Source organism: Methylibium sp. (genome assembly GCF_965279545.1).
GTDB lineage: Bacteria > Pseudomonadota > Gammaproteobacteria > Burkholderiales > Burkholderiaceae_C > Methylibium.
In genome coordinates this window covers 4,262,352-4,287,543 of record NZ_OZ257250.1, presented here as the reverse complement: position 1 = coordinate 4,287,543, position 25,192 = coordinate 4,262,352, and the positions used below count along the sequence as shown (strand labels likewise).

Genomic DNA, 25,192 nt, shown 5'->3' with positions numbered 1-25,192 from the left:
TGCAGGCGCGGTTCGCGCACCGGGCACGAGCAGCACGCTTGATTCAGATCACGGATCGACCGCGACCGCGCGCACGCGCCATGCGATAGTGCCCCTGCACCCAAGGGAGGCGGAGGAGCGCTTGCAGCGAAAAACGGGAGTCGTCGTCGGTCTGGCCGCGTTGGCGGCGGTGGCGACCGCCATCGTCTGGTGGCAATGGCCCGCGCGCGTGGAGACCGCATTGCCCGCGCGCGGCCCGGCGATCGAGGCGGTGTACGCCACCGGCACGGTCGAGCCCACCGTGATGGTGCCGGTGGCGCCGCGCGCTGGCGGTCGGCTGCTGACGATCGACGCCGAGGAAGGTGCGCCGGTCCGGCGCGGACAGGTGCTGGCGCGCATCGAGTCGAGCGACCTCGATCAGACCGTGCAGGAGATGCGCGCGCGCGAACAGCTGGCCCGCCTGCAGTTCGAGCGCACCAGCGACCTGGTGGAAAAGCGCTTCGTCGCGCCGGCCGAGCTCGACCGCACGCGCAGCGAGCTGCACGCCGCGCAGGCCGCCACCCGGCGGGCCGAGGCCCAGCGCGCCTACAACCAGCTGGTCGCCCCGGCCGACGGCATGGTGCTGCGCCGCGACGGCGAAGCCGGCCAGTTCGTGCCGGCCGGCCAGGCCGTGTTCACGCTGGCCTGCTGCGCCCCGCTGCGCGTGGCGGCCGAAGTCGACGAAGAGGACATTGCCCGCGTCGTGGTCGGCCAGAAGGTCACGATGCGCAGCGATGCCTTGCCCGGGCGCCTGTTCGACGGCGAGGTGGCCGATATCACGCCCAAGGGCGATCCGGTGTCGCGCAGCTACCGCGTGCGCATACGCCTGGCCGACGCGCCGGCCGTCAACGCCGGCCCGATGCGCAGCGGCATGACGATGGACGCCAACCTGATCGTGTCGCGCCGCGAAGGCGCGCTGCTGGTGCCGAACCGCGCGCTCAAGGGCGACGCGCTGTGGGTGCTGGCGCAAGGCCGGCTGCAGCGGCGCACGGTGGGCAAGGGGGTGGTCGGCGGCGAGCGCACCGAGATCGTCGCCGGGCTCGCCGACGGCGAGACGGTGGTGCTGTCGCCCGCCGAGGCCCTGCGCGACGGGCAGCGCGCGCGCAGCGTGCCCGCCGCGGCGGCCTCGGCCGCACGCTGACACAGCATGACGATCACGCTCGATGTCGCGCTGGCCCACCTGACGAGCCGCAAGCGGCAGACGCTGGTGTCGCTCACCGGCGTGGTGCTGGGGGTCGCGTTCTTCCTCGCCGTGTCGGGCCTGATGCGCGGCTCGGAGAACGACTTCCTGAAGCGCCTGGTCGACAACAGCCCGCACATCACGGTGTACGACGATGTGCGCCAGGGCCGCGCGCAGCCGGCCGCGCTGCGCTGGCCCGAGGCGGCCGTCAGCGTGCACAACGTGAGGCCGCTGCGCGAGACGCGCGGCATCCGCGGCTGGCCGCAACGCCTGGCCTTCATCGAGGGCCTGCCCGGCGTGCGCGCCGCGCCGGTGCTGGCCGACGCGGCGGTGCTCACCTTCGCGGGGCGCCAGCAGGGCGTCACGCTGTCGGGCGTGGTGCCCGAGAAGATGAAGCATGTGACGACCATCGAGGAGAAGATGACCGAGGGCTCGCTCGATGCGCTCGCCGCCGACCCCAACGGCGTGGTCGTCGGCCGCGGCCTGGTCGACAAGTTCAGCCTGCGCCTGGGCGGCACGCTCACGGTGCTGGCCGCCGACGGCAGCAGCCGGGCGCTGCGCGTGGTCGGCATCTTTCGCACCGGCAACGCCACCTACGACGAGGGCCAGGCCTTCGTGCTGCTCAAGCGCGCGCAGTCGCTGCTGGGGCGCGAGAACCGCGTCAACCGCATCATCATCCAGCTCGGCGACCCGTACGCGGCGCAGAGCGTGGCGCAGACCATCGAGGCCGCCGGCGGCTACAAGGCGGTGTCGTGGATCGAGGCGTCGGAGGACCTGCTGAGCCTGCTGCTGGTGCGCAACGTCATCATGTACAGCGTGGTCGCGGCGATCCTGGTGGTGGCCGCGTTCGGCATCTACAACACCATCTCGACCATCGTGATGGAGAAGACGCGCGACATCGCGATCATGAAGTCGATGGGTTTCCATGCGCGCGACCTGCGCCGCATCTTCCTGCTCGAAGGACTGATCGTCGGGCTGATCGGCAGCGCGCTGGGCCAGCTGCTCGGCCTGGCGCTGATGCAGCTGCTCGGGCAGATCGAGATCCGCCCGCCCGGCGTGACCGAGGTCGTGCACCTGCCGATCTTCTGGGGCGTCGGGCAGTTCGCGCAGGCGGCCGCGTTCGCGATGGCCTCGTGCGTGGCGGCCTCCTACCTGCCGGCGCGCCGCGCCGGGCGCGTGCACCCGGTGGACATCCTGCGGGGCGCGGCATGAGCGCGCCGGGCCCGGTGATTCGCGTCGAGCACGTGAGCCGCACGCTCGCCGGCGAGGTGCCGGTCACGCTGGTGAACGACGTCAGCCTCGAAATAGCACGCGGCGAGTTCGTCTGCGTGATGGGGCCCTCGGGCTCGGGCAAGTCCTCCTTGCTGTACCTGCTGGGCCTGCTCGACGTGCCCACGCAGGGGCGTGTGTGGATCGATGGCGAAGACACCAGCGGCTTCGACGACGACCGGCTCACCGACTTCCGGCTGGCCCGGCTGGGCTATGTGTTCCAGTTCCACTTCCTGCTGGCGGAGTTCAGCGCGCTCGACAACGTGGCGCTGCCGATGCGCAAGCTCGGCCGCGTGTCCGACGAGGCGGCCCGCGCGCGGGCCGCCGGGCTGCTGGACCGGTTCGGCCTGGAGGGCCAGCACCACAAGCGGCCGAGCCAGTTGTCGGGCGGCCAGCGCCAGCGCGTCGCGATCGCCCGTGCGCTGGCGAACGACCCGCTGGTGATCCTGGCCGACGAGCCGACCGGCAACCTCGATTCGGCCGCCAGCGCCAATGTGCGCGACATCCTGCGCAAGCTGACCCGCGAGTTCGGCAAGACGGTGGTCGCCGTCACGCACGACGCCGACTTCGCCTCGGCCGCAGACCGCCGCATCGGTATCGTCGACGGGCGCATCGACATGGCATGGCGGCCGGGTTGACGCCCACGGCCGGACCACCGTTCACTCAACCCCCCAGGGCCTGCGGCGGCAAACCCGCGCAGTGGCGTGACCACATCGCGGCGTACAGCGCCTCGAGGTCCAGCGTGTAGCCCGCCACATCGAACAGCGGCGCGGCGAGCCGCTGCCTGGCGAGCTTGCCGCGCAGCGCCTGCAGGCGCTGCGGGTCGCCCGCCAGCCGCAGCGCGAGCGCGCCGTAGTCGTGCAGGCTGTGCGTGACCAGCTCCGGCAAGCCCACCGCGTGCAGCAGGCTGCCCGCCACGCGCGAGGCAAAGGTGTCGCCGGCGCAGGTGACGAGCGGCACACCGGCCCACAGCGCGTCGCTGGCGGTGGTGTGGGCGTTGTACGGCAGGGTGTCCAGCATCAGGTCGGCCAGCTGCAGCCGGGCCAGGTGCTCGGCCTGCGGCAGGTCTTCGGCGAACACCAGGCGGTGCGGCGCGATGCCGCGCTGCATGGCTTCGCGGCGCAGGTTGCCTTCGGCCTGCTCGGTGCGCAGCAGCCACAGCACGCTGCCCGGCGTGTGCGCCAGCAGCATGCACCAGATGTCGAAGACTTCGGGGGTGAACTTGTAGGCCTGGTTGAAGCAGCACAGCACCAGGCCCTCGCCGGGCAGGCCGGCGGCCTGGCGAGTGGGTGCGGGGCCGACCTCGGCGAGCCGCCCGCGCGGCTGGTAGCTGTGCGGCATCCTGGCGAGCGCTTCGCTGTAGTCGGCCGAGGCGCCGGCCGGGGTGATGAAGCGGTCGCTGACGACGTAGTCGCAGAACGCGCCCCCCAGGGTGCCCGGATAGCCGAGGTAGCTCACCTGCAAGGGGGCCGGCCGGTAGGTGAGCAGCGCGGTGCGCGTGCCGGCCGTGTAGCCCTTCAGATCGACCAGGATGTCGATGCCGTCGGCGTGGATGGCACGTGCCGCCTGCAGGTCGCTCAGTGCGGTGATGTCGTTGAAACGCTCGAACGGCCCCTGCAGGCGCTGGCGCATGCCCTGCCCGTCGTCGGCACCGTAGCTGTAGGCATGCAGCTCGAAGCGGCGGCGGTCGTGGGCCTCCAGCATCTCCACGATCAGCAGCGCGGTGGCATGCTGATGAAAGTCGCCGGAGAGGTAGCCGAGGCGGATCTTCGCGTGCGGCGGCGCCGCCTGCAGGGCCCGCACGGCCGCCGCGGCGGCGAACTCTGCCGCCAGCACGGCGCGGTCGTGCGCGCTGGCGAGCAGGCGATCCGCCATCCAGCGCGTGGCAAACGCCTGCTGCTGGGCCGCGGTGATGCCGGGCAGGGACAGCAGGTGGAAAGGCGACAAAGCCGCCACATCGGGATCCGACAAAGCCTGCAGCGCATGCGGTTGCCAGGTGTTGAAGTCCTGCCACTCGCACCAGGCGCGGCTGCGGGCATAGTGCTTCATCGTAGGGCTGCTCGTGCGCAATGCGGTGGCCATGGCCAGGTGCCGCAAGTTCTGCGCCCTCGCCGCACGGGCCGAAGCCTGCGGGCGGTGTAGCCCTTGCAAACTGCGCTGAGCCGGGTCGCTGTGTTGATGCCGCTCCGTTGCGACGGGACGGATAATGCCGAGACCCCGCCGCCGGACGGATCGCTGCGTCGCCGCCGAGGCCCTGCGCGGTTGCTGCGCGGACCTCTGCAACAGTTCAGGAAGACATGCGTCCGCCTCCCCGTGCATCCGCGTTGCGTCCGGCCGACTCGAAGGGTCTCGCCGAGCGCGGGCGGACGGGGCGGCTCACCGCTTGCCTGCTGGGCGCGGCCCTGGCGCTGGTGGCGCTCGTCGCCGCGGCGGCCCCCCTGCAGGGCCGCACGCTGGTGGTGGGCAGCGAGCAGAACTACCCGCCGTTCGCGATCGGGATGACCGACGACACCGCCGACGGTTTCACCGTCGCGCTCTGGAAGGCGGTCGCCCGGGAGCAGCGGCTGGACTACACGATCCGTGTCCGCCCTTTCGACGAACTCCTGCAGGGCTTCAAGTCCGGCTCCATCGATGTCCTGATCAACCTCGCGCAGTCCGACGAGCGGCGTCGTTTTGCTGATTTCTCGGTCACGCACGTGGCGGTCGGCGGCGCCATCTTCGTGCGCCACGGCGACCGGCGTGTGCGGTCCGAGGCCGATCTGGCCGGCAAGTCCGTCATCGTGCTGAAGGCCGATCTGGCGCACGACTACGCCATCGGCAAAGGCTGGCAGGCGCAGTTGGTGCTGGCCGATACCGCCGAGCAAGGGTTGCGTCTGCTGGCCTCCGGCCGGCATGACGCGATGCTGATCAGCAAGCTGGCGGGGCTGCAGACGATCCGAAGCCAGGGCATTCCAGGGCTGGAGGCGCTCGACGTCGGGGTCGGCTTCTCGCAACGTTTCGCCTTTGCGGTCCGCAAGGGCGACGCCGAACTCCTGGCCCGCGTCAACGAGGGTCTGGCGCTTGCAAAGACCGATGGTGACTACGATCGCTTGTACGAGAAGTGGTTTGGCGTGTACGAGGTCCGGCAGCGCGGCTTGCGCGACGTCTGGCCGTGGCTGGCCGCGGCCGGCCTGATCGTTGCGGCGTCATGGGCGATCACGTTTCGCAACCGACGCCGGCGCGACCGGCGCGCGGCAGACAGCCTGCGCGAAAGCGAGGAACGCTGGAAGTTCGCGCTCGAGGGCGCCGGCGACGGCGTTTGGGACGCGGATCTGAGCACCGGCACGACCCTGTACTCGCGGCGCTGGAAGGAGATCCTCGGGTACGCGGACGGCGAAATCGGGACCGGCGCCGATGAATGGTCCAAGCGCATCCATCCCGATGACTTGCGCCGCGTGCTGGACGAGAACCAGGCCTGCCTGGCCGGCCAGACCGACGGCTTCTTCAGCGAATTCCGGATGCGGGCCAAGGACGGCGGCTGGGTGTGGATCCTCGACCGCGGCAAGGTCGTGCGCAGATCGGCCGACGGCAAGGCGCTGCGCATGATCGGTACGCACGCCGACATCAGCGAGCGCAAGGAGGCCCAGGCGCGCGAAGCGGCTCACGCCGGCGTCATGGCCCTCATCGCCACGGGCGCGTCGCTGCCGGTGATCCTGGAGTCCATCGTGCGCGGTGTCGAGTCCCTGCGCGACTGGCAGTGCAGCATCCTGCTGCTCGATGCGACCGGCGAGCGGCTGCTGACGGCTGCCGCGCCCAGCCTGCCCGACTTCTACAACCACGCCATCGATGGCCTTCGCATTGGCGCCGACGTGGGCTCCTGCGGTACGGCGGCCTACACCGGGACCCGTGTGGTCAGCGAGGATGTTCGCACCGATCCGCGGTGGGCCGGATTCCGCGAGCTTGCCGAGAAAGCCGGACTCCGTGCCTGCTGGTCGGAGCCGATCCTGGGTGAAGGCGGCATCGTCCTCGGCAGCTTTGCCACCTACCATCGCCGGCCCCGTGTGCCGTCGCGGGCGGACATGGACCACATCGCCGAGACGGCGCAGATCGCGTCGGTCGCCATCGAGCGCAAGCGCGGCGAACAGGCGCTGCGCAGCAGCGAAGAACGTCTGCAGCGTGCACTGAATGCCTCGCAGCTGGCCTTGTGGGACCTGGATCTGACGACGGGAAGTGTCTACCTGTCCAACGCCTGGTCGGAGATGCTCGGCGGCCCGGGCACCGCCGTCAGCACCACGTTCGACGCGCTGACCGTCATGGTCCCCGACGAAGACCAGCCCAGGATTGCGGCGGCCATGAGCGATGCCCTGCGCGGCCTCACCCCGGACTACTCGGTCGAACATCGCGTGCGCAGGCCGGACGGCCAGGTGATCTGGGTCCTCAGCCAGGGGCGTGTCGTCGAACGCACCGGCGATGGGCGCGCGGTGCGCGCCGTGGGAACCAACCGCGACATCACCGAACGCAAGCGCGCCGAGACGACTCAGCGCCTGCTCGAGTCGCAGCTGCGCGAAGCACAGAAACTCGAAGCCATCGGCACATTGGCCAGCGGCATCGCGCACGACTTCAACAACATCATGGCGGCGATCCTGGGCAACGTGGCGTTCGCCCGGCAGGACGTCGGCAAGAACCATCCGGCGCAGGGCTACCTGGAACAGATCAACAAGGCCGGTCTGCGCGCAAGAAGCCTGGTGCAGCAGATTCTCGCCTTCAGCCGCAAACAGGCCAACGAGTTCGTGGGTCAGTCGCCGCGGCCGATGGTGGAGGAGACCGTGATGATGTTGCGCTCGGTGGTGGGTGCATCGGTGCAGCTGAGCGCGGTGCTGCCCGAGCGCAAATTTGCCGTGATGGCCAACCTGACGCAGATGCAGCAGGTGCTGATGAACCTCGGCACCAACGCCTGGCAGGCGCTGCCGGGCGGCGCCGGTCACATCGAAATCGGCCTGGGCGAGACCGTGTTCGTCGACGATGGGTCGCCGCGGCCGGCGGGTCTGGCGCCGGGACCGTATGCCCATCTGTGGGTGCGCGACGATGGTTGCGGCATGGACGAGCACACACGGCAACACATCTTCGAGCCCTTCTTCACCACCAAGCCGGTCGGACAGGGCACCGGCCTGGGCCTGGCCGTCGTGCACGGCATCGTGGAGGCGCATGGCGGCGCCATCACGGTGACGACCGCGGTCGGGCGGGGAAGCACGTTCAGCCTGTACCTCCCGCTGATCGACTACGAGAGCCGGCCGATGCCGCTGGAGACGATCGAAGCCAAGCCCCTGCGCGGCCACGGCGAGCATGTGCTCTATGTCGACGACGACGAGGTGATGGGCCTGATGGTGCACGGTCTGCTGGAGCGCCTGGGCTACCGCGCCACCTGCACGCTGGACGCGCGCGAAGCGATCGCGCTGGTGGAACGCGACCCCCAGGGGGTCGACCTGGTCGTGACCGACTACAACATGCCCAACTGCTCCGGGCTGGATGTCGCGCGCGCACTGGCCCGCATTCGGCCCGGTTTGCCGGTGGCGATCAGTTCCGGCTACGTCTCCGACGAACTGCGCGCCAGCGCATCGGAGCTCGGCGTGCTCGGCGTGATGCAGAAGGAACACACGCTCGAAGAACTCGGCAGCCTGGTGCATTCAGCGCTGGCCGCGCGCGCGCCTGACCGTCATCGGTGAGGCCCGTCGCACTCATTCGTCGAACAGCGGCCGCACCTCGTCGACGAAGTCGGCCAGGATGTGCTTGTGGGTGTCGAACTGCGCGCTGGTGGGCACGATGGCCACGCGGCTCGCGCCGTAGGCGGTGCCCAGGGCGTGGAACTGCGCCGCCACCTCGGCATGGCTGCCCACCAGCGACTCTTCGACGAGGGCCTGCACGTCGCCGGCGATCGAGCGTTCGCGGCTCGTTCCCCAGCCGGCCGCCCGGGCCTTCGCGGCAAAGGTTTCGAAGTATGGTCGGGCAATGGTCAGCGCTTCGTCGCGCGTGGCCGCGGTGCAGGCAAAGCGCGCCAGCACCAGGGCCGGTGCGCGGCCGCCGCTGGCCTCGGTGTAGAGCTGCACCGCGCGCCGCACGCGCGCCCGGCTGTGGGTGGCGGCGGCCATCAAACCCCAGCCCTGGCTGGCAGCGTGGCGCAGGCTGGCTTCGTCGTCGCTGGCGATCCACACCCGCAACGGTCTTTGCGCCGGCATCGGCACCAGGGTCACGGGCCGGGCCGCATCGCCCCCCGGCAAGGGCTGGCCGCTGAGCAGGTCTTGCACGAGCGCCAGCGAGCTGCGCAGCCGCTGGCGCGCCTCGGCGGGGCCGAGGCCGCAGGCGCTCAGCGTGTTCGCAAAGGCCACGCCGCTGGCCGCGCCGAACTCGAAGCGGCCCTTGGAGAGCAGGTCGATCGTGGCCACGTCCTCGGCCAGCTGCACGGCGTCGCGCAGTGCCGGCGTCAGCACCATCGCGCCGATGCGCGCCTTGGAGGTGACGGCCGCCAGGTGGCCGAGCAGGGCCGTGATGGCGCCGGTCGGCCAGGCGCGGTCGAAGTGATGCTCGCCGAGCCAGATGTCGTCGTAGCCCATGCGGTCGGCCTCGCGCACCAGCACGAACTGGCGGACCAGCGCACGGCCTTCCTCGCCGCTCGGGTTCTCGCTCAGGCACAGGTAACCGAGCTTCGGTAACGCCATCGCACTGTCCTTCCCAATCCGCGATCAATAGCCGACTTCGAACCACACCGGTTGCCTGCGGCGCAGCTCTTGGAGCAGGCTCATGGTCTGCGGCACCAGGCCGTTGACGGCATACCAGATCTCTTCGCGGCGCGGCTGGACGCCGTTGCGCAGCTTGTCGTGCAGCACGGCCCAGCCGGGCCAGTCCACCTGCATCAGGCGCTGGTGCAGGGCCGGCGTGACGTTGCCCAGCGTGTGGGCCATGATGAGCAGCTGCGCCTCCACGGCACGCAGCGTGAGCGTGCTGGCGAACAGCTCGTCCTCGCCCTGCATCTCCTTCGTCAGCAGGCCGATGGAGCGGCCGGTCTCCATCACGATGTCGTAGAGCGAGCGGTGGTACATGCGGCCCCCTAGGCGCTGCGCGCCGGCCCCCCGAGGGGGCGCGGGCATCGTGGCGCGGCCCGGCGATGCATCAGCGCACCTCGACCGACGTCGCGTCGAGCGCACGGAACATCGCGCAGCGCGCGAACACGTCGAGCGTCGGCAGCGCCGCCTTGTGGCCGCAGAACTTGGCGACCAGCTTGGCCAGGCCCTTGATGTCGCGCCCGCTGGCCCGCGGGTAGCTGGCGGCCAGCGTCGTGATCAGCGCAGCGTCGAGCGCCAGGCCGAACTGCTCGGCCATCACGCGCCAGATGCGCTCGCGCGCCGCCTGGTCGGGGGCGTGGTAGCGGATCAGCGCGATGCAGCGCGAGACGATCGCTTCGTCGATGTCGTCGATGCGGTTGGTGGTGAGGAACAGCAGCCCGTCGAAGTACTCGAGCACGCGCAGGAACACGCCGACCACGGCGTTGGCGGCGATGTCGTCGCTGCGCTTCCTGATGTAGACATCGGCCTCGTCGATCAGCATCACCGCGCCCCAGCGCTGCGCGCGGGTCAGCGCTTCTTTCAGCGCGGCCTCCATCGCGCCCACGCTCAGGCCCAGCTGGCCCGAGTGCACGCGGTACAGCGGCCGGCCGGTGACCTCGGCATAGACCTCGGCGGTGAGCGTCTTGCCCACGCCCGGCGGGCCGGCGCACAGCACGGTGGTGCCGCCGCCCTTGCCCGCGACCACGTCGTCCTGCAGCACGTCCATCTCGGCGGTGAGGATGTCGATCAGCTCGGTCTGGTCGGGCGGCAGCACCAGCTTGTGCTTGAGCTCGGGCTGGTAGACGTAGGGCGCGATGTCGTCCACGTGCACCCACAGGTGCTGGTGCAGCTCGAGGTGGAACAGGAACAGGTAGGCCTGCACCGGCAGCTGCGTGAACAGCTTCGCGGGCAGGCTGGCGGCCAGCGCCTTGACCTCCTCTTCGCAGTCGTAGTCGCTGCTCTTGGCGGCGCGGCGCAGGTAGGGCGCGAGGATGTCGCCGGGCGATTCGAGCCCGGTGCTGCGCGGCGGCAGGATGCCTTCGTCGTTCACCAGCCGCGCCGCGCCGCCGCCGGCGCTGAGGATCACCTGGTCCTTGCGGGTCCAGTCGGTGTCGCGGTGGGTGGCGCTGGGGTCTTCGGCGAGGAAGGCCACGCCCTGACCGGAGAACTGGCTGCCGTAGCGGCCGCGCCAGTCGAAGTAGCGCGCGGCCGAGGCATCGTAGGCGGCCAGCAGCGCCGGCGTCTCCTTCAGGAAGCCCTTGGACGCCAGCAGCTCGGCGACTGATTTGCCCTGCAGATCGGCCTCGGTGAAGCGCAGCGACTGCGAGACCAGCACGCCGCGCGCATTGGCCTTGAGCTCCAGCATCACCTTGCCCAGCTCTTCGGAGGAGCCGATCACGAAGTCGATGCGGGTGGGCACCCAGGCCAGCGGCTTGCCCGCGACATTGGCCGCGAACAGCCAGCCGCGCTCGCTGTCCTGCGCGAGGTAGCGCACCACGGCCGGCAACACGGCCTCGAGCGCATCGCCGGGGCCGAAGCGCGGGGCGTCGCTGCGCAGCGCCGCCACCAGCCCACGCAGTTGCGCGGCGCGGCCGGCCAGGGCGGCACCGGCGTCTTCGTACAGGCGGGCCAGGAACTCCAGCGCCTCGATCGGCAGCGTGTGAGAGCGCAGTTCGATGCGGTGGCCGAAACGCAGCTGGTCCTGCAGGCCGTCGCCGAGCGCGGGAAACCGCTCGGCCAGCGCCAGCACGTGGGGGCGGTCGAGCTGCAGCTTCATGGTCGTGGCCCGTGGCGGGCTCAGGACGAGCAGGACACTTCGAGCGCCGGCTGCCCGGCCGGCGCCGGCTGCGCAAAGCGGGCGCTGGCGGCGTGCTCATCGAACGGCCGCTGCAGCACGCGCAGCAGGTCCTGCAGTGCGCTCGCATCGCCCCGTTCGGCGGCCTCGGTCGCGGTCTGGGCCAGGTGGTTGCGCAGCACGAACCGGGGGTTGACGCGGCGCATGCGTTCGCGCCTTTCGGCCTCGCCCACGCCTTCGCTGGCGGCGCGCAGCTGCCAGTCGGCCCACCAGGCGTCGAAGGCCGCGGGCTCGGAGTAGCGGGTGCGCAAGGCGCCGAGGTCCTGGTCGCCGAGGGCGCGGAAGCTCAGCGTGAAATCGCAGCGGCCTTGCTGCATCAGCGTCAGCAGGCGGTTGACCAGCGCCGCGTCGCCTTCGCGGGCCTCGTGCAGGCCCAGCTTGGCGCGCCAGCGTTGCATCACCGTGGCGTTGTAGGCCCGCTCGTAGGCCGGCAGGATGGCGCGCGCCCGTTCGCCCGCCGCCTCGGGTTCGTCGTGCAGCAGGCTCGCGCAGGCATCGAGCAGGCGCGCGCAGTTCCATTGCCCGATGGCGGGCTGGGCCCGGTAGGCATAGCGGCCTTCGGTGTCCGAGTGGTTGCACACATGGTGGGCGCGGAAGCGCTCCATGAAGCCGAACGGCCCGTAGTCCAGCGTCAGGCCGAGCACGGAGCAGTTGTCGGTGTTCATCACGCCATGGCAAAAACCCAGCGTCTGCCACATCGCGATCAGACGCGCCTGGCGCTCGACCACTTCGGTCAGCCACTGCGCGTGGCGCTCGCCGGGGGCGGCCACGTCGGCCAGGTGCGGGAAGTGCTGCGCGACCACGTGGTGGGCCAGCACCGCGAGCCGCTCGAACTGGGCGCTGTGCGCGTAGTACTCGAAATGACCGAAGCGCAGGAAGCTCGGCGCCACGCGGCACACCACGGCCGCGGTCTCGGTGCGCTCGCGCTGCACCGCAAGCTTCGACGTCACCAGCGACAGGGCCCGCGTGGTCGGCACCCCCAGTGCGTGCATCGCTTCACTGGCCAGGTATTCGCGCAGGGACGAACGCAGCACGGCACGGCCGTCGGAGCCGCGCGCATAGGGCGTGGGCCCGGCGCCCTTGAGCTGCAGTTCCCTGCGCCCCTGGCCCGTGTCGAGTTCGGCGATCAGCAGGGCGCGGCCGTCACCGAGCTGGCGCGTGTAGCGACCGAACTGGTGACCGGCATAGACCGTTGCACGCGGGGCATAGCCCGGCCAGGGCCGGTTGCCGGCGAACAGTTGGGTGGCCTCGGGCCCGTGCCACGCCTGCGGCGCGAGGCCCAGCTCGGCGGCCAGCGCGTCGTTGCCGATCAGGCGCTCGGCGCCCGGCAGCAGCGTGGCCGACGCCACGGTGGCGTAGGGCGGACCGAGCGCCGCCAGCGTCATGCGGGCGCTCATCGAAGCCCCTCTCCCGACGGGCACGCCGAATGGCCGCCAGGGGCCATGAAGGGCCAGCTCGTCGCCCTCGGCGCACTGGCCGGCGGACCGGCCGCTCGCTCGGCCCGGCGCCCGGCGCGCGCCGCCGCTTCGGCCGGCACCAGCAGGCGTTGCAGCAGCTGCGCCAGATGCAGCGGTCGGCGCCCTGCCCCGTCGCGGATCTGCTGCCGGCAACTGGTGCCGCTGGCAACGATCAGGGCCTCGGGCGGCGCGCCGCGCACCGCAGGCAGCAAGGCCAGCTCGGCCATGCGCATCGACAGGTCGTAGTGCTCCGCTTCGAAGCCGAAGCTGCCGGCCATGCCGCAGCAGCTGGCCTCGATCCAGTCGACCTGCAGGGTCGGCAGCGCCGCCAGCACCTTGCGCAAGGCCTTGAGGGTGCCGAAGGCCTTCTGGTGGCAGTGGCCGTGGACGAGGGCCCGTGCCGCCGGCCCCCCCTGCGGTGGCGTCCAGCGCCTGGCGTCGAGTTCGCGCGCGAGGAACTCCTCCAGCATCAGCGCGGCCTTCGACACGGCCTGAACGGGGATCGCATCGAGCCCGAGCTGGTGGGCTTCATCGCGCAGCATGCTCAGGCACGAGGGCTCCAGGCCGATGATGCTGCGGCCCGCCGCCGCATGCGGCGCGAGCGCCTCCAGCAGGCGCCGCGCATGGCCGCGCGCCGCCGCGATCTGCCCCGCGGAGAAGGCGCTGCGGCCGCAGCACAGCGGCGCGCTTCCCGCGGCGGGCCGCAGCAGGTGCACGCGGTAGCCGCTGGCTTGCAGCAGGTCCAGCGCGGCGTGGGCCACGTCGGGTTCGAGGTGGTTGGCGAAACAATCGACCAGCAGCACCACCTCGTGCTGCGCGCTGGCCGCCGGCGCGGGCGAGGCCGTGGCCTGCGCCAGAAAGGGCCGGGCCGCCGGCCTGGGCACCGACCGCCGCGCGGCGATGCCCAGCGCGCGCTCCATTCCACGCGCCAGCGCGGGCACTCGCTCGCGCAGTGCCAGCGCGGGCAGCAGCAGCCAGCGCCAGGCGTGCAGTCGCGGCAGCCAGTGGGGCAGCGCGGCGAACAGGCGCGTGCGCAGCGGCAGGCGCGTGCCGCCCGCCCAGCGCTGAGCCAGGGTCTCGGCGCGCAGCGCGGCCATGTCGACCCCGTTGGGGCATTCGCGCTTGCAGCCCTTGCAGGCCACGCACAGGTCCATCGCGGCGGCCAGCGCGCCGTCGACGAAGGGCTGCGCGCCGAGCGTGCCGTTCAGGGCGTCCCGCAAGGCCGCCGCGCGACCGCGCGTGCTGTGCAGCTCGTGCTGCGTGACGCGAAAGCTCGGGCACATCACGCCCTTGTCGCCGGCCTGGCCCCCGGCCTTCTGGCACTGGCGGCTGCCGATGCACAGCGCGGCGGCCTTGCCGAAGCCCTCGCCCTGCGCCGGCACCGCGGCATAGGCGTCGCCCTGGCCGTAGCTGTCGTAGGCGCTCCAGTCGAGCTGGAGTTCGAGCTTGCGCGTCATGCCCGCCCCTCGCCCGAGGCGTGCAGCGGACGATCCCCGAAGGCCACGAAGAGGCCCCTGCGGGGCCTCGCGATGCGGGTCGTCCTGGCGGGCTCGGCCACGACCTGCCTCACGCGGCGGCGACCGCGCCGGCCTTGGCCAGCAGGCGCTCGTTGGCCGCCGCGGCGAAGACCTGCCAGGCGGCTGCGAGCTCGCGCCGGATGCTGCGCAGGTAGTCGCCGCTCGGACGGTGCTCGAACGGGAAGTTGGACAGCGCACAGGAGGTGTTGTTGAAGATCACCACCTCGGCGAGCAGCTCGTCGGCGCAGTCCGTCAGGGGTTCGAGCACGCGCGATGTCAAGGCCGCGCGGCCCGGTTCGCCGGGCAGGTGCGCGCTGGCCAGCGGCAGTCGTTCGAGCTGCTCCAGGGCCGCCGCGTAGAGCGACTCCAGCGCCCCCAGCACCGCCCGCTGCGTGAGCCGGGCATCGTCTTGCCGCGACAGGGCCTGGTGCATCCGTTCGCGGTAGCGTGCCATCGCATGGCCGCGCTCGGCGCGCACCCAGGCGCCGAAGCGGTCGAGCTGCCGTTCGTTGTCGGCCGCCGCCTGCTGGAGGCGGTCCGGTGCTTCGTTGGCTGCCTCCTGAGGCCGCAGGCCCGCCGCGCTGGCCGCCAGCAGCTGGCCCCGCAGACGGCCCGCGGCGGCCAGCGCGCCCTCGAGGTAGCCGCCGCCCTGGCGCGCGGTCTCGGAGCCGCCGAAGTGCAGGCGCCCCTGCCAATACGCCTCGGCCAGCAAGGGCTCGCCGTAGTGCGGGTGGCTGCCGGCTTGCAGGCTCTCTTCGGCGAGGTCGGCCGGGCTGCAGGTGTGCGGCTCGGTGGCCCAGTCCTGCCAGAAGCGCTCAGGCTTCAGGGCCGGGTCGGCCGCGTCGGGGCCGAAGAGCATCACCACCTGGCTCTCGAGCAGCAGCTCGCGGCCGCGGCTGAAGCTCTCGCGCTGCGCGCTGCCGAGTGCGGCGAATCCGGCCAGCGCCGCACCGGGGTAGCGCGCGGGGCCCGCTTGCGGCCCGCAGGCGTCGAAGACTTCGGCCAGCATGGCCTGGGCATGGCTGACCCAGGCATTGCCGGTGTGGCCGGCTTCGCGCCAGAACGGGCGGGCGTAGGCGAAGCCGGCCTTGGCGGCGGTGGCCATCCAGGTCGGCGTGGCCTGCAGCGCCGCGTGCAGCTCGGGCGCCAGCGCGGGCGTGAACCGCACGCTGGCGGCGGCCACCCGCGGCGGCAGCGCCAGCACCACGCGCCGGGCGTTCACGGAGTACGACGCCTCGCCGAAGCGCAGGCGCAACTCGACGAAGTCGCCATGGTCGACCACGGCCTCGAGGCCATGCCCCAGGCGCAGGCGCGCGGCCGGCAGCGGCCGGGCCAGTGCCTCGATCACCGCACCGATGCCGCCGGCCACGCGCCGCGCACCGCCGTGCACCGCACCGGCCGACGCGGGGGCCGAAGGGTCGTCGGCCGGGACCAGCTGCTCGGTCAGCGCGACCGTCTGCGGCACCCGGTTCGGGTCCGAGAGGTGCAGCACGCGGCCATCGTCGTGCTGCTCGAAGCTGCTCAGGCCGAGGTCGGCCACGAGACGCGTGATCGCCGGCTGGGTGCCGGGCCAGAACCAGGTGGCGCCCAGATCGATCGGTGTGCCGTCGCTCGCCCGCACGGTCAGGGCCCGGCCGCCCAGGCGCTCGCGCGCCTCGAACAGGCGCCAGTCGCGCCCGCGCGCCTGCAGGCTGTGCGCCAGCGCCAGGCCGCACAGGCCGCCACCGATGATGGCCACGTCCAACATGAGAAGCTCCTCGAGAGTGAACCCAGCGATCAGTGGCGCGGCACGCCTCGGGAGGTGCGCCGCGGCACGGGGTCGTCGTGTCAGCCGGACATCGCACCCAGCAGCTCGACCGTCACCGGCTCGGTACCCAGCAAGGTGATCTGACAGGCCAGGCGCGACTTGCTGCCGATGCCGACGATGGTGTCGAGCTTGGCGTTCTCGGCCGGCGTCATCTTCGAGATGCCCTTGCGGCCTTCGGTGACGAACAGGTGGCAGGCGCCGCACTTGGCCTCGCCGCCGCACTTGCTGACGAGCTTTTCGCCGGCATCGAGGATGGCCTTGAGCAAGTTGGTGCCTGCCGTGAATTCGGTGGTCTTGCCGGAAGGGAGGATGGTGAGCGTGGTCATGGGAGGCTCCGTGGGTCTGCGGGGTAAAGAAGGCGAAGGGGGCGTCAGGCGGCGAGCTCGGCGCTGGCCATGAGCTGCCCGGCGGCCGCGGCCAGCGGCAGCGCGATGCGGGTGATGCCCTGCTCGTCGAGGAAGCGCGCTTCCATGCGCGTGGGCTCGTCCGGCAGCACGGCGTAGTGCGGGCCTCGGGAGCGCTTCATGATCTGGCGCGCGAAGGCACGCGGCAGCTGGTCGTTGAAGCGGCAGCCGAGGAAGACGAAGCCCAGGCTCGCGCGGCGCTCCTGGACCAGAGCCGGGATCGGTGTCTGGATGTCGATCTCGGTGAGCACCTCGACGTAGTCGGTGTCGGAGACGAGGTAGTTGCTGGCCGGCCCGCGCGCGCCCCAGGGCTTGTAGAGCACCGTGGTCGCCCCGATCGGGTCGGGGCTCAGGGTGCCTGCGGCGGTGTACCAGCCGGTCCAGGTGCCGAAGTGCTCCGACTGCGACAGGCCCTGCACTTCGGCCCAGTCGCTGCGCGCGGCCAGCGCGCCGCGCATCGTGTTGTCGTACCAGGTGTCGACGATCAGCGGCGCGGGCAGCGTGGCCAACCAGCCATGCAATGCCGAGGGCGGCGGCGTGGCCGCGAAGGCCTCGTCCATCGCCGCCACCAGCGTGCGGCGGTGCTTGAAGTTTTCGATGAACTGCGCCACCGCGGTGAGCCGGTTGCGGATCTTGCCGGGCACCGAGGTCTTGGCGTTGAGAAAGCCCGCCAGCTCCAGCGGCGCGGCCGGCACCGGCACGGCGGGACACAGGCTCAGCATGTCCGGGCCCAGGTAGGGCGCGAGCGTGCCGGCGTTCAAGGCCTGGACGAGCGAGTCGGGCAGGGATTGCAGCGTGGTGTAGGTCATGGCCTGTCCTTCTTCAGTAGATCGCGGCACCGGCGCCGACGTTGAGCGAGCTGTCCTTCATCGTCGTGACGATGAACTTCACGTGGTCGGCTTCGAGGTGGGTGTGGAAAGGCAGTGCCACGGCGCGGTCGGCAATGCGCTCGACCAGCGGAAACTGGCCGCGCTTGTAGCCCTGCTGGAGGTAGTGAAACTGCTGGTGCAGGGGCTGGCAGAACAGCACGGCCTCGATGTACTGGGACGCCATGTCTTCGATGATCTGCTCGCAGGTGCTGACCGAGAAGCGCTTGCCCAGGTGCACCGTGTAGATCATCCAGTGCACCTCGTCGACATCCGGCGCCACATAGGGCGGCTTGATGCCCTCGAAGGTCTGGATCTGGGCCAGGTAGTAACCCTCGACGCGCCGGCGCTTGGCGAGGATGTCGTCGATGCGGGCCAACTGGCCGGCGCCGAGCGCGGCCGTGAGCTCGCTGATCGAGGCCTGCAGGGGCACGCGCGAACCGACCGAGACCGAACGGCGGTCGCGGATGGAGCGCGAGCGCAGGTAGCGCAACTCCCGGGCCAGGTCGTCGTCGTCCGTGACCACCATGCCGCCCTCGCCGCAGCACAGCGCCGAGGGCTGCGAGAAGTCGAACACCGAGAGGTCGCCGAAGCTGCCGACCCTGCGGCCCTGGTAGCGCGAGGCGATCGCTTCGGTGGAGTCTTCGATCAGCTTCAGGCCGTGTTCTTCGGCGAGCGCGCGAAAGCCGTTCCATGCCGCCGGGTGGCCGTTCACGTTGCCGACCAGGATGGCCTTGGTGGCCGGCGTGATCTGGGCCGCCGCGCGCACCGGGTCCAGGCAGCCCGACCAGTAGTTGATGTCGGCGAAGACCACGCGTGCGCCGGTCAGGCCCACCGCATGCGCCACCTGGTGCCAGCCGTAGGGCGAGGCGATGACCTCGTCGCCCGGGCCGATGCCGAGCACGCGCAGCGCGAGCCAGGTGCCCAGCGTGCCGCTGGCGACCGCGACGGCGTGCTTGCGCCCCAGCCACTGGGCGAAGTTCTTCTCGAAGTGCTGGACCATCGCCCCGGCCGACAGGCTCGGCTCGCTCAGCGCGGCCTGCACCAGCTCGAGCTCGACCTCGCTGAGGTCGGGGTCGGACAGCAGGAACCACTCGTCCGGCAGGTCGAGGTCCGGCCCGGCGGCGGGCGCATCGTTCAGGGCGGGCAAGGCGCTCATGGCATCAGCTCTTGTCGGTGAGGAAGAAGCCGGCGGCCTGCGCCGGGTCGCTGGTTACCTTCCAGCAGTGGCCGTCGCTGGCGCCGTAGTACAGCGTGCGCGTGTCGCCCTGGGCGGCGGGGGTTTCGCCGCGCATGTCGAAGGCGTCGACCACCACGACGCGCAGCGGCGCATAGCGCTCGCGCAAGGCCTGGGCCGCGTCGCGCACGGTGGCGGCGGCCTCGGCCAGCGCGAGGGCTTCGGTGACGACCTGGGCGTCCATGGCAGGCCGCCTCAGTCGACGTCGCCGGACAGGCGCCGGGCCTCGACGGTGATCGGCAGGCTGGTGCCGAGCGCCATCTCGGGCAGCGACAGCACCCAGCCATTGGCCAGCGTCACGGTGCCGCCCCAGAGATCGGGCTTGTCCTGCGAGACGATGGGCTCCTCCAGGTCCTTCTTCGGCACGTAGGCGGAGAGCACCCCGGCGGAGCTTCTGCGGATCATCACTTTCATGGTCGGGTACTCCGTCAATTAATAGACCGTCAGCCGGCGCCGAGCCGCCTCAAGGCGGCTGACCGCCCCCTCGGGGGGCAGGAGCGAAGCGACGTGGGGGTTGTCATCGTTTCACGCGGCCTGCGGCTCGGCCGCCGGCCGCGCGGGTTCGAGCAGCGGGCCGATGGCCTGCACGGCCGCGGTGATGGCGCGGTCGATGTCGTCGGCGCGGGTCTCGCGGCCCAGCGAGAGGCGCACGCTGGCCTTGGCCTGCAAAGGGGTTTCACCCATCGCCAGCAGCACGTGCGAGGGCTGCGTGCCGCTGGCGGTGCAGGCGGCCCCCGAGGAGGCGACCACGCCACTGCGTTCGAGCCTGCCCAGCACCTGCTCGGCATCGAGCGTGCCGAAGCGCAGGCAGCTGGTGTTGGGCAGGCGTTCAGCCTGCGCGCCGTAGAGATGCACGTCTCCCAGGGCCGCGCGCAAGCCGCCTTCGAGCCGGGCCTGCAGGCTGCGCATGCGGGCCAGGTCGTCGGCCAGGGTGAGCCCCGCGCGCTCGGCCGCCGCGGCGAAACCGAGGATGCCCGGCATGTTCTCGGTGCCGCCGCGGCGCTGGCGCTCCTGGCGGCCGCTGAACAGCGCCGGCCAGACCAGGCCCTTGCGCACGACCAGCGCGCCGATGCCTTTGGGGCCGTGCAGCTTGTGCGCCGAGACCGACCACAGATCGGCCCCGCCGGCATCGAAGCGCGCGGTCGTCTTGCCCACCAGCTGGGTGGCGTCGACGTGCAGCGGGCTGCCGGCCGCATGGGCCAGTGCCGCCAGCTCGGCGACCGGCATCAGCACCCCGGTCTCATTGTTGGCGCCCATCACGCTGACCAGGGCCACGTCGTCGCGGATCAGCCCGCGGGCGGCCTCGAGGTCGAGCTGGCCCTGCGCGTTCACCGGGATCAGGTCCACCGGCTGGCCCTCGGCCTTCAGGCGTGCGGCCAGCGCCAGCAGGCCCGGGTGTTCCACCGCGCTCAGGACCAGGCGCGTGCGCCCGCGCTCGCGGCCCAGCGCCAGCGCGCCCAGCACGGCCATGTGGTTGGCCTCGGTGGCGCCGCTGGTGAAGACCAGCTCCGCCCCCTGGCAGCCGAGGAAGGTGGCAACGCGGGCCCGCGCGTCGGTCAGGGCGCGCCGCGCGGCCTGGCCCGGCGCATGGGTGGACGAGGGATTGGCCCAGACCGTGCGCAGGCTGTCGAGCATTTCCTCGAGCACCTCGGGGCCGGGTTGCGTCGTGGCGTTGTGGTCGAGATACACGGGCTCGTTCATTGCCAGAACTCCCGGTCGGGATCTGCGCACAGGTGCGCCAGCGCCGCGGGCAGCGAGGCCTCCCGGCGGCGCATCTGCCAGCAGTCCTGCGCGTGGTCGCGCGAGAACAGCAGCCAGCCCTCGCCGTTGTTGGGCACCAGCCAGGCGATGTCGATCTCGCCGCCCTGCGGGTCGATGTTGCGCGAGCAGTTCGGGCTCACGACCTTCCAGCCCAGGCCTTCGCGTTGCACGCGCGGGTGCACGTACTTGTAGCGCGCCCGCGCCTCCAGGGCGTTCTGGATGCGGCGGGCATCGAGCGAGAGCACCCGCCCGCCGGCTTGCGGCGAAGGCGGCTCGGTCGCGCCATCGGCCGGGCCGCGCGAGCGGCGCCGCCTGCTCGGCGCCTTCAGGGCTGTCATGGAGCGACCTCTTCGCTCGGCCGCGCCAGCGCGCCGAGGTCGGTGCCTTCGACGGCGATTTCCTCTTCCATGCAGCCGATCACGGCGACGCCGAAGTCCACCATGTAGACGGGCACGTTGGCTTCGGCGTGGTGGCCGATCTGGACGATCTCGCCCGGGCCGCCGGCCACGACAAGCAACTGGTCCTCGGGCACGTCGGGGTGGCTGCCGTCGTTGTACAGATCCACGGCAGCCACCACGGGCTGACCCCATTCGTACTTGGGCTGGCGTTGGTCGATCATGGTGGGCTCTCGGGAGGGGGGTGAGAACGGGGCCTAGCGCAGGTCCTGCAGCCCGGCGGCCTTGTCGCCCAGCTGCGCCAGCACTTCCTCGGGCAGGTGATCGATGGTGCACAGCTCCTTGGCACGCATGCCGACGCGGTGGCCGGAGTCGACGAACTCGACCGCGTAGATGTAGAACTGCTGCAGGAAGGTGCCGATCGAGGTGATGAAACCGATCTCGCCCTTGTTCACCAGCACCTCGCCGATGTCCTTGCCGTTGTAGGTGCCGTCGTTGCGGATCACGGTGCGGCTGATGACGCGCTCGCCCATGTTGAAGCGGGGCGGCGAGGCCACTTCGATGGCGTCGTCGTCGCGGTTGATGTCAGCCATGTTCGGGCTCCGTGCTGGGGTGGCTCTGCAGTTCGGCCAGGCGGGCCAGGGCGCGTTCGCGGATGTCGGCCTCCGGGTCGCGGGCCAGCCGGTCGAGCACCGGGCCCAGGGCGCGGCCCGCCGCTTCCCAGCGCACCAGCAGATCGGGGTCGTCGACGAAGGCGTCGAGCAGCGGCGCGGGCAGGCGCTCGGCCACGATGCGGCGCACTTCGGGCTCGGCGTCCTCGACCATGCGCCACAGCGCCGGCATGGGCACGCGGCGCGCCACTTCACGCTTCACCATCAGGTCGGGATCCTTGATCAGCAGCGGCAGCAGCGCCTCGGGCAGGCGGCGCGCGACCGTGGCCCGCACGTGGTAGTCCTCGTCGCGCAGCATCGAGGCCAGCTGGTCGACGGCCAGGCCCTGCGCCACGCGGATGCGGACTTCGCGGTGCGGGTCCTGGCGCATGCGCATGAGCTGGCGTTGCGGCAGGCGCAGCGCCAGCTGCAGGCGCACGGTCTCGTCGGGATCGTCCATCAGGGCGGGCAGCTGGAACACATCGGCATGGCGCGCGGCGATGGCGCGCACCTCGAAGTACGCATGGCCCAGGTGCTGGTTGGCCAGCCCGGGATGGGTGCGGAAGAAGCGGTCGATGCGCCGGGCATAGGCATCCTGCATGCACATGCGGCCCGGCTCGCAGCCGCCCTCGGCGCGCAGCAGCTCGTGGGCGCAGCCCGCGCACTCCAGCGCACCGCCTTGCCAGTGCTGCGCCGGGATGTCGTTCCAGTCGGCTGTCATGTCTGCCCCGTCGCCGTGACGCGGGCCCAGGCGGCGGCACCGAAGACCGGCAGCGCGGGACCTTCGTCTTCGTCGCCGCCCCGGTCGCGGCGCTGGCGCACGGCCTCGAGCAGGGCCGCGCCGACGCGATCGTCGGGGTCGAGCTGGCGCAGCTTGGCCAGCGCATCGCGGGCCTCGACGGGATCGTCGAGCCGCAGGCTCAGGTAGGCATAGCCCTTGAGCACCCACAGGTAGAAGCGCGTGGCCACGTCGTCCCTGGCGCCGGCCAACGGCTGCCCCGGCACCTCGCGCCAGACCAGCGGCAGGCCCAGCGACCGCGCAGCGACCACCAGGGTCTTGCGCGCCACCGCGCGGGCCAGCCGCAGACGGTGGCTGTAGAAGTAGTGCCGGTAGAAGGCGATCAGCACCGCCGGATGCTCGGGCGCGAGGGCACCGGCGCGCATCAACGCCGCCATCGCGAGGGACGGGTCGGCGCGCGCTGCGCCGGCTTCGCGCAGCGCCTGCTCGACCTCGGGTGGGAGCCCGTGGCCGAGAACCGCGTCGTCGAAGTCGGTGCCTGCATCCACGGTGACGTGCTCGCGTCTCGTCAGCGGCCGGCGGTGGCCGCGGGCTTGCGCGTGATCGAGCTGACCGACACGGTGGCCTGTGCCGGCGGCGCGGCCGACTCCCCGGAGCTCGAGCAGCCACAGGCGGCAGCGTTCGGGTTGATGAAGGTCAGCCCGCTCTTGGTGGGCGTGTCGGCGAAGTCCACCGTGACGCCGTCGAGCATCAGGCGGCTCTCGGCCGGCAGGTAGACCTTCACGTCCCCCACCAGCAACTCGCTGTCGCCGGCCGTCGGCGCGGCCTGCACCGTGAACTCGCTGTTGTAGCCCGAGCAGCCGCCCGGCGACACCGTGAGGCGAAAGCCGCCGCTCGGATGGTCCGAGAAACGCACCATGCGACGGATGAACTTTTCAGCGGCGGGGGTGACGGTCACGTTCGGTTGGATCATGGTTGTCTCGCTTGCTTTCTTTCGGACGGTGGAGGTCACGCGGCCTTGATGCAGTTGTCGACCGGGCACACGGCGACGCACTGCGGCGAATCGAACTGGCCTTCGCATTCGGTGCACTTGGCCGGGTCGATGATGAAGGTGCCGCCCTTTTCGCGGATCGCGACATTGGGGCATTCGGGCTCGCAGGCCGAGCAGCCGGTGCACATCGAGGCAATGATCTTGAGGGCCATGGGGAACTCCTTGGAGCGTGAACTGGAGGACGGGTTGAAGGGTTTCAGGCCGCCTGTTCGGCCGTGCCGGAATAGGCGCCCTGGCGGATCTGCGCATCGCCGCGCACCTGGTGCGTGACGAGGCCCTTGGCGATGCGCTCGCGGTAGCCACCGAACCACGACAGCGCCGCCTTCTCGATGAACTCGTGCGCGTATTCGTCCACCGGCTCGATGCCGGCCGCCTTGAGCTCGTCACGCGGGCAGGCGCCGATCTTGGACACCAGCACTGCGTGGCAGTCGTTGATCGCGCTGACGACCGACGGCAGCGTTTCCTCTTCGCCGTAGCCGCCCTGGCAGTACAGGTCGACGCGGCGGTGGCCGACGAACAAGGCCTGGGCCTTGCTCACCTCGAAGATCTGGAACTCGGTGGCATGGCCGAAGTGCTGGTTGACCTTGCCGTGGCCTTCGGTGGCCACCGCGATCAACACCTTCATGTCGGGGTCGACGCCGTCGTCGACGCTCGCCGCGGCCAGTGCCGCGACCTTGGCCGCATGCTGGGCCTGGCGCTCGGCCTCGACCTTGTCCTGGTAGGTCTTGCGCTTGTCGAGGTCGTAGACGACTTCCATCTCGTCGATCTTGTCGAGCGTGAACTCCTCGCTGCGGTCCTCGCCGAGCAGGCCCACCGCGTCGGCGCGGCACTGGCGGCAGTGGCGCATCAGGTTGGCGCCGCCCATGCAGGCGTCCTGCACCGCCTTGAGCTCCTGCGCCGACGGGCCGCGCTGGCCGGTCAGGCCGAACACGGTGCCGTGCTCGGGCTCGCTGATCAGCGGCATGATGTTGTGCAGGAAGGCGCCGCGCTTCTTGACCTCGCGGTTGACCTCGATCAGGTGCTCGTCGTTGATGCCGGGGATCAGCACCGAGTTGATCTTGGTCAGCACACCGCGCTCGGTGAGCATCTCCAGACCCTTCATCTGCTGCTCGTGCAGGATCGTCGCGGCCTCGATGCCGGTCACGCGCTTGTGGTTCCAGAATATCCACGGATAGATCTTCTCGCCCACCGCCGGGTCGACCATGTTGATGGTGATGGTGACGTGGTCGATGTTGTACTTGCAGATCTCGTCGGCCAGCTCGGGCAGCGCCAGGCCGTTGGTCGACAGGCACAGCTTGATGTCGGGCGCCTGCTCCTGCAGCATGCGGAAGGTGTCGAAGGTCTTCTTCGGGTTGGCCAGCGCATCGCCCGGGCCGGCGATGCCCAGCACCGTCATCTGCGGGATCTCGCTGGCGACCGCGACCACCTTCTTGACGGCCTGCTCGGGCGTGAGCTTCTGGCTCACGACGCCGGGGCGCGATTCATTGCTGCAGTCGTACTTGCGATTGCAGTAGTTGCACTGGATGTTGCAGGCCGGGGCCACCGCCACGTGCATGCGCGCATAGTGGTGGTGGGCTTCTTCCGAATAGCAGGGGTGGTTCTTGACCTTGTTCCAGATCTCTTCGGGCATGTCGTCCGGCCCGCCCGAGGTGCCACAGCTGGCCTTGCCCTCGCCGCCCGTCGTGCCGCAGCCGCCCGAGGCCGCGGTCTCGAGAATCTGACTGACCGCCTGACGCGATTTGCCAAGTTGGGAAGCGTCTACGTAAGCAGTGTTGGGCGACATCGGCAGACCTCGTGCTGTGTGGGTGGTGGATGGGCTCCCATTGCGAGACGCGTGCCAAGGCGAATCCCTTGTAAATCAGGCACTTGCATTGTTCGTCGGGTGTTCGGATGCCGACAAACACAACATG

The 25,192-nt window shown here is 71.0% G+C and carries 25 protein-coding genes; 4 read left to right on the top strand and 21 right to left on the bottom strand.

Features of this window, described 5'->3' with window-relative positions; translation table 11 throughout:
- The first annotated feature begins 121 nt into the window (after positions 1-121).
- From ACQY9S_RS20235 to ACQY9S_RS20225, 3 genes are read left to right on the top strand one after another with little or no spacing between them, the layout of a single operon-like run.
- Positions 122-1,159, top strand: a complete 1,038-nt coding sequence (locus tag ACQY9S_RS20235) for an efflux RND transporter periplasmic adaptor subunit (RefSeq protein WP_428422250.1) — start codon at positions 122-124, stop codon at positions 1,157-1,159.
- A 6-nt stretch (positions 1,160-1,165) separates the two neighbouring features.
- Positions 1,166-2,410: an ABC transporter permease gene (locus tag ACQY9S_RS20230; RefSeq protein WP_428422248.1), complete on the top strand. Its 1,245-nt coding sequence runs from the start codon at positions 1,166-1,168 to the stop codon at positions 2,408-2,410.
- Positions 2,407-3,105, top strand: coding sequence for an ABC transporter ATP-binding protein (locus tag ACQY9S_RS20225; RefSeq protein WP_428422246.1), 699 nt, complete (start codon positions 2,407-2,409; stop codon positions 3,103-3,105). The genes ACQY9S_RS20230 and ACQY9S_RS20225 overlap by 4 nt, the downstream gene beginning before the upstream one ends.
- A 25-nt stretch (positions 3,106-3,130) precedes the next feature.
- Here ACQY9S_RS20225 and ACQY9S_RS20220 read toward each other — a convergent pair whose 3' ends face one another.
- Positions 3,131-4,516 carry a UDP-N-acetylglucosamine-peptide N-acetylglucosaminyltransferase gene (locus ACQY9S_RS20220; RefSeq protein ID WP_428422245.1) on the bottom strand — a complete coding sequence of 462 codons (1,386 nt, stop codon included), beginning with the start codon at positions 4,514-4,516 and terminating at the stop codon, positions 3,131-3,133.
- 248 nt (positions 4,517-4,764) lie between these two features.
- On the opposite strand from ACQY9S_RS20220, the gene ACQY9S_RS20215 reads away from it, so the two are divergent.
- The gene (locus ACQY9S_RS20215; RefSeq protein ID WP_428422244.1) at positions 4,765-8,169 is read left to right on the top strand and encodes a PAS domain-containing protein; all 3,405 of its coding nucleotides are present in this window, start codon (positions 4,765-4,767) and stop codon (positions 8,167-8,169) included.
- Positions 8,170-8,181: 12 nt separating this feature from the next.
- Here ACQY9S_RS20215 and ACQY9S_RS20210 read toward each other — a convergent pair whose 3' ends face one another.
- The 20 genes from ACQY9S_RS20210 to nifB all read right to left on the bottom strand — a co-directional run bounded on the left by ACQY9S_RS20210 (position 8,182) and on the right by nifB (position 25,065).
- Positions 8,182-9,159, bottom strand: a complete 978-nt coding sequence (locus ACQY9S_RS20210; protein WP_428422243.1) for an LLM class flavin-dependent oxidoreductase — start codon at positions 9,157-9,159, stop codon at positions 8,182-8,184.
- A gap of 24 nt (positions 9,160-9,183) precedes the next feature.
- A complete protein-coding gene (locus ACQY9S_RS20205) occupies positions 9,184-9,540 on the bottom strand; it encodes a hypothetical protein (protein ID WP_428422241.1) in 357 nt (118 codons plus the stop codon).
- A 70-nt stretch (positions 9,541-9,610) separates the two neighbouring features.
- Positions 9,611-11,320 carry an ATP-binding protein gene (locus ACQY9S_RS20200; protein ID WP_428422239.1) on the bottom strand — a complete coding sequence of 570 codons (1,710 nt, stop codon included), beginning with the start codon at positions 11,318-11,320 and terminating at the stop codon, positions 9,611-9,613.
- Between the two features lie 20 nt (positions 11,321-11,340).
- On the bottom strand, positions 11,341-12,795 hold the full coding sequence (locus ACQY9S_RS20195) for a protein adenylyltransferase SelO (RefSeq protein ID WP_428422237.1): 1,455 nt from the start codon (positions 12,793-12,795) through the stop codon (positions 11,341-11,343).
- Positions 12,792-14,312: a (Fe-S)-binding protein gene (locus ACQY9S_RS20190; RefSeq protein WP_428422235.1), complete on the bottom strand. Its 1,521-nt coding sequence runs from the start codon at positions 14,310-14,312 to the stop codon at positions 12,792-12,794. The genes ACQY9S_RS20195 and ACQY9S_RS20190 overlap by 4 nt, the downstream gene beginning before the upstream one ends.
- A 109-nt stretch (positions 14,313-14,421) precedes the next feature.
- Positions 14,422-16,119 carry a flavin monoamine oxidase family protein gene (locus ACQY9S_RS20185; RefSeq protein WP_428422233.1) on the bottom strand — a complete coding sequence of 566 codons (1,698 nt, stop codon included), beginning with the start codon at positions 16,117-16,119 and terminating at the stop codon, positions 14,422-14,424.
- An 80-nt stretch (positions 16,120-16,199) separates the two neighbouring features.
- Positions 16,200-16,505, bottom strand: coding sequence for a 2Fe-2S iron-sulfur cluster-binding protein (locus ACQY9S_RS20180; protein ID WP_428422232.1), 306 nt, complete (start codon positions 16,503-16,505; stop codon positions 16,200-16,202).
- A gap of 44 nt (positions 16,506-16,549) precedes the next feature.
- Positions 16,550-17,392, bottom strand: coding sequence for an SIR2 family NAD-dependent protein deacylase (locus ACQY9S_RS20175; RefSeq protein WP_428422231.1), 843 nt, complete (start codon positions 17,390-17,392; stop codon positions 16,550-16,552).
- A gap of 13 nt (positions 17,393-17,405) precedes the next feature.
- The gene (locus ACQY9S_RS20170) at positions 17,406-18,608 is read right to left on the bottom strand and encodes a DegT/DnrJ/EryC1/StrS family aminotransferase (protein ID WP_428422229.1); all 1,203 of its coding nucleotides are present in this window, start codon (positions 18,606-18,608) and stop codon (positions 17,406-17,408) included.
- 4 nt (positions 18,609-18,612) lie between these two features.
- The gene (locus ACQY9S_RS20165; protein WP_428422228.1) at positions 18,613-18,870 is read right to left on the bottom strand and encodes a hypothetical protein; all 258 of its coding nucleotides are present in this window, start codon (positions 18,868-18,870) and stop codon (positions 18,613-18,615) included.
- Positions 18,871-18,881: 11 nt separating this feature from the next.
- Positions 18,882-19,100, bottom strand: a complete 219-nt coding sequence (nifT, locus tag ACQY9S_RS20160) for a putative nitrogen fixation protein NifT (RefSeq protein WP_428422227.1) — start codon at positions 19,098-19,100, stop codon at positions 18,882-18,884.
- Positions 19,101-19,211: 111 nt separating this feature from the next.
- Positions 19,212-20,387: a cysteine desulfurase family protein gene (locus ACQY9S_RS20155; RefSeq protein ID WP_428422226.1), complete on the bottom strand. Its 1,176-nt coding sequence runs from the start codon at positions 20,385-20,387 to the stop codon at positions 19,212-19,214.
- Positions 20,384-20,785: a hypothetical protein gene (locus ACQY9S_RS20150; RefSeq protein ID WP_428422224.1), complete on the bottom strand. Its 402-nt coding sequence runs from the start codon at positions 20,783-20,785 to the stop codon at positions 20,384-20,386. The genes ACQY9S_RS20155 and ACQY9S_RS20150 overlap by 4 nt, the downstream gene beginning before the upstream one ends.
- Positions 20,782-21,066: a nitrogen fixation protein NifZ gene (locus ACQY9S_RS20145; RefSeq protein ID WP_428422222.1), complete on the bottom strand. Its 285-nt coding sequence runs from the start codon at positions 21,064-21,066 to the stop codon at positions 20,782-20,784. Before ACQY9S_RS20145 ends, ACQY9S_RS20150 begins: the two co-directional genes overlap by 4 nt.
- 33 nt (positions 21,067-21,099) lie before the next feature.
- Positions 21,100-21,435, bottom strand: a complete 336-nt coding sequence (locus ACQY9S_RS20140) for a nitrogen fixation protein NifZ (protein ID WP_428422221.1) — start codon at positions 21,433-21,435, stop codon at positions 21,100-21,102.
- On the bottom strand, positions 21,428-22,213 hold the full coding sequence (locus ACQY9S_RS20135) for a 4Fe4S-binding leucine-rich repeat protein (RefSeq protein WP_428422219.1): 786 nt from the start codon (positions 22,211-22,213) through the stop codon (positions 21,428-21,430). The genes ACQY9S_RS20140 and ACQY9S_RS20135 overlap by 8 nt, the downstream gene beginning before the upstream one ends.
- Positions 22,210-22,779: a hypothetical protein gene (locus ACQY9S_RS20130; RefSeq protein WP_428422218.1), complete on the bottom strand. Its 570-nt coding sequence runs from the start codon at positions 22,777-22,779 to the stop codon at positions 22,210-22,212. Before ACQY9S_RS20130 ends, ACQY9S_RS20135 begins: the two co-directional genes overlap by 4 nt.
- A 20-nt stretch (positions 22,780-22,799) precedes the next feature.
- Positions 22,800-23,204, bottom strand: a complete 405-nt coding sequence (locus ACQY9S_RS20125) for a HesB/IscA family protein (protein WP_428422216.1) — start codon at positions 23,202-23,204, stop codon at positions 22,800-22,802.
- A gap of 35 nt (positions 23,205-23,239) precedes the next feature.
- Positions 23,240-23,434, bottom strand: coding sequence for a 4Fe-4S binding protein (locus ACQY9S_RS20120; RefSeq protein ID WP_428422214.1), 195 nt, complete (start codon positions 23,432-23,434; stop codon positions 23,240-23,242).
- Positions 23,435-23,478: 44 nt separating this feature from the next.
- Complete coding sequence (gene nifB / locus ACQY9S_RS20115; RefSeq protein ID WP_428422212.1) at positions 23,479-25,065, bottom strand: nitrogenase cofactor biosynthesis protein NifB; 1,587 nt, start codon at positions 25,063-25,065, stop codon at positions 23,479-23,481.
- Positions 25,066-25,192 lie beyond the last annotated feature (127 nt).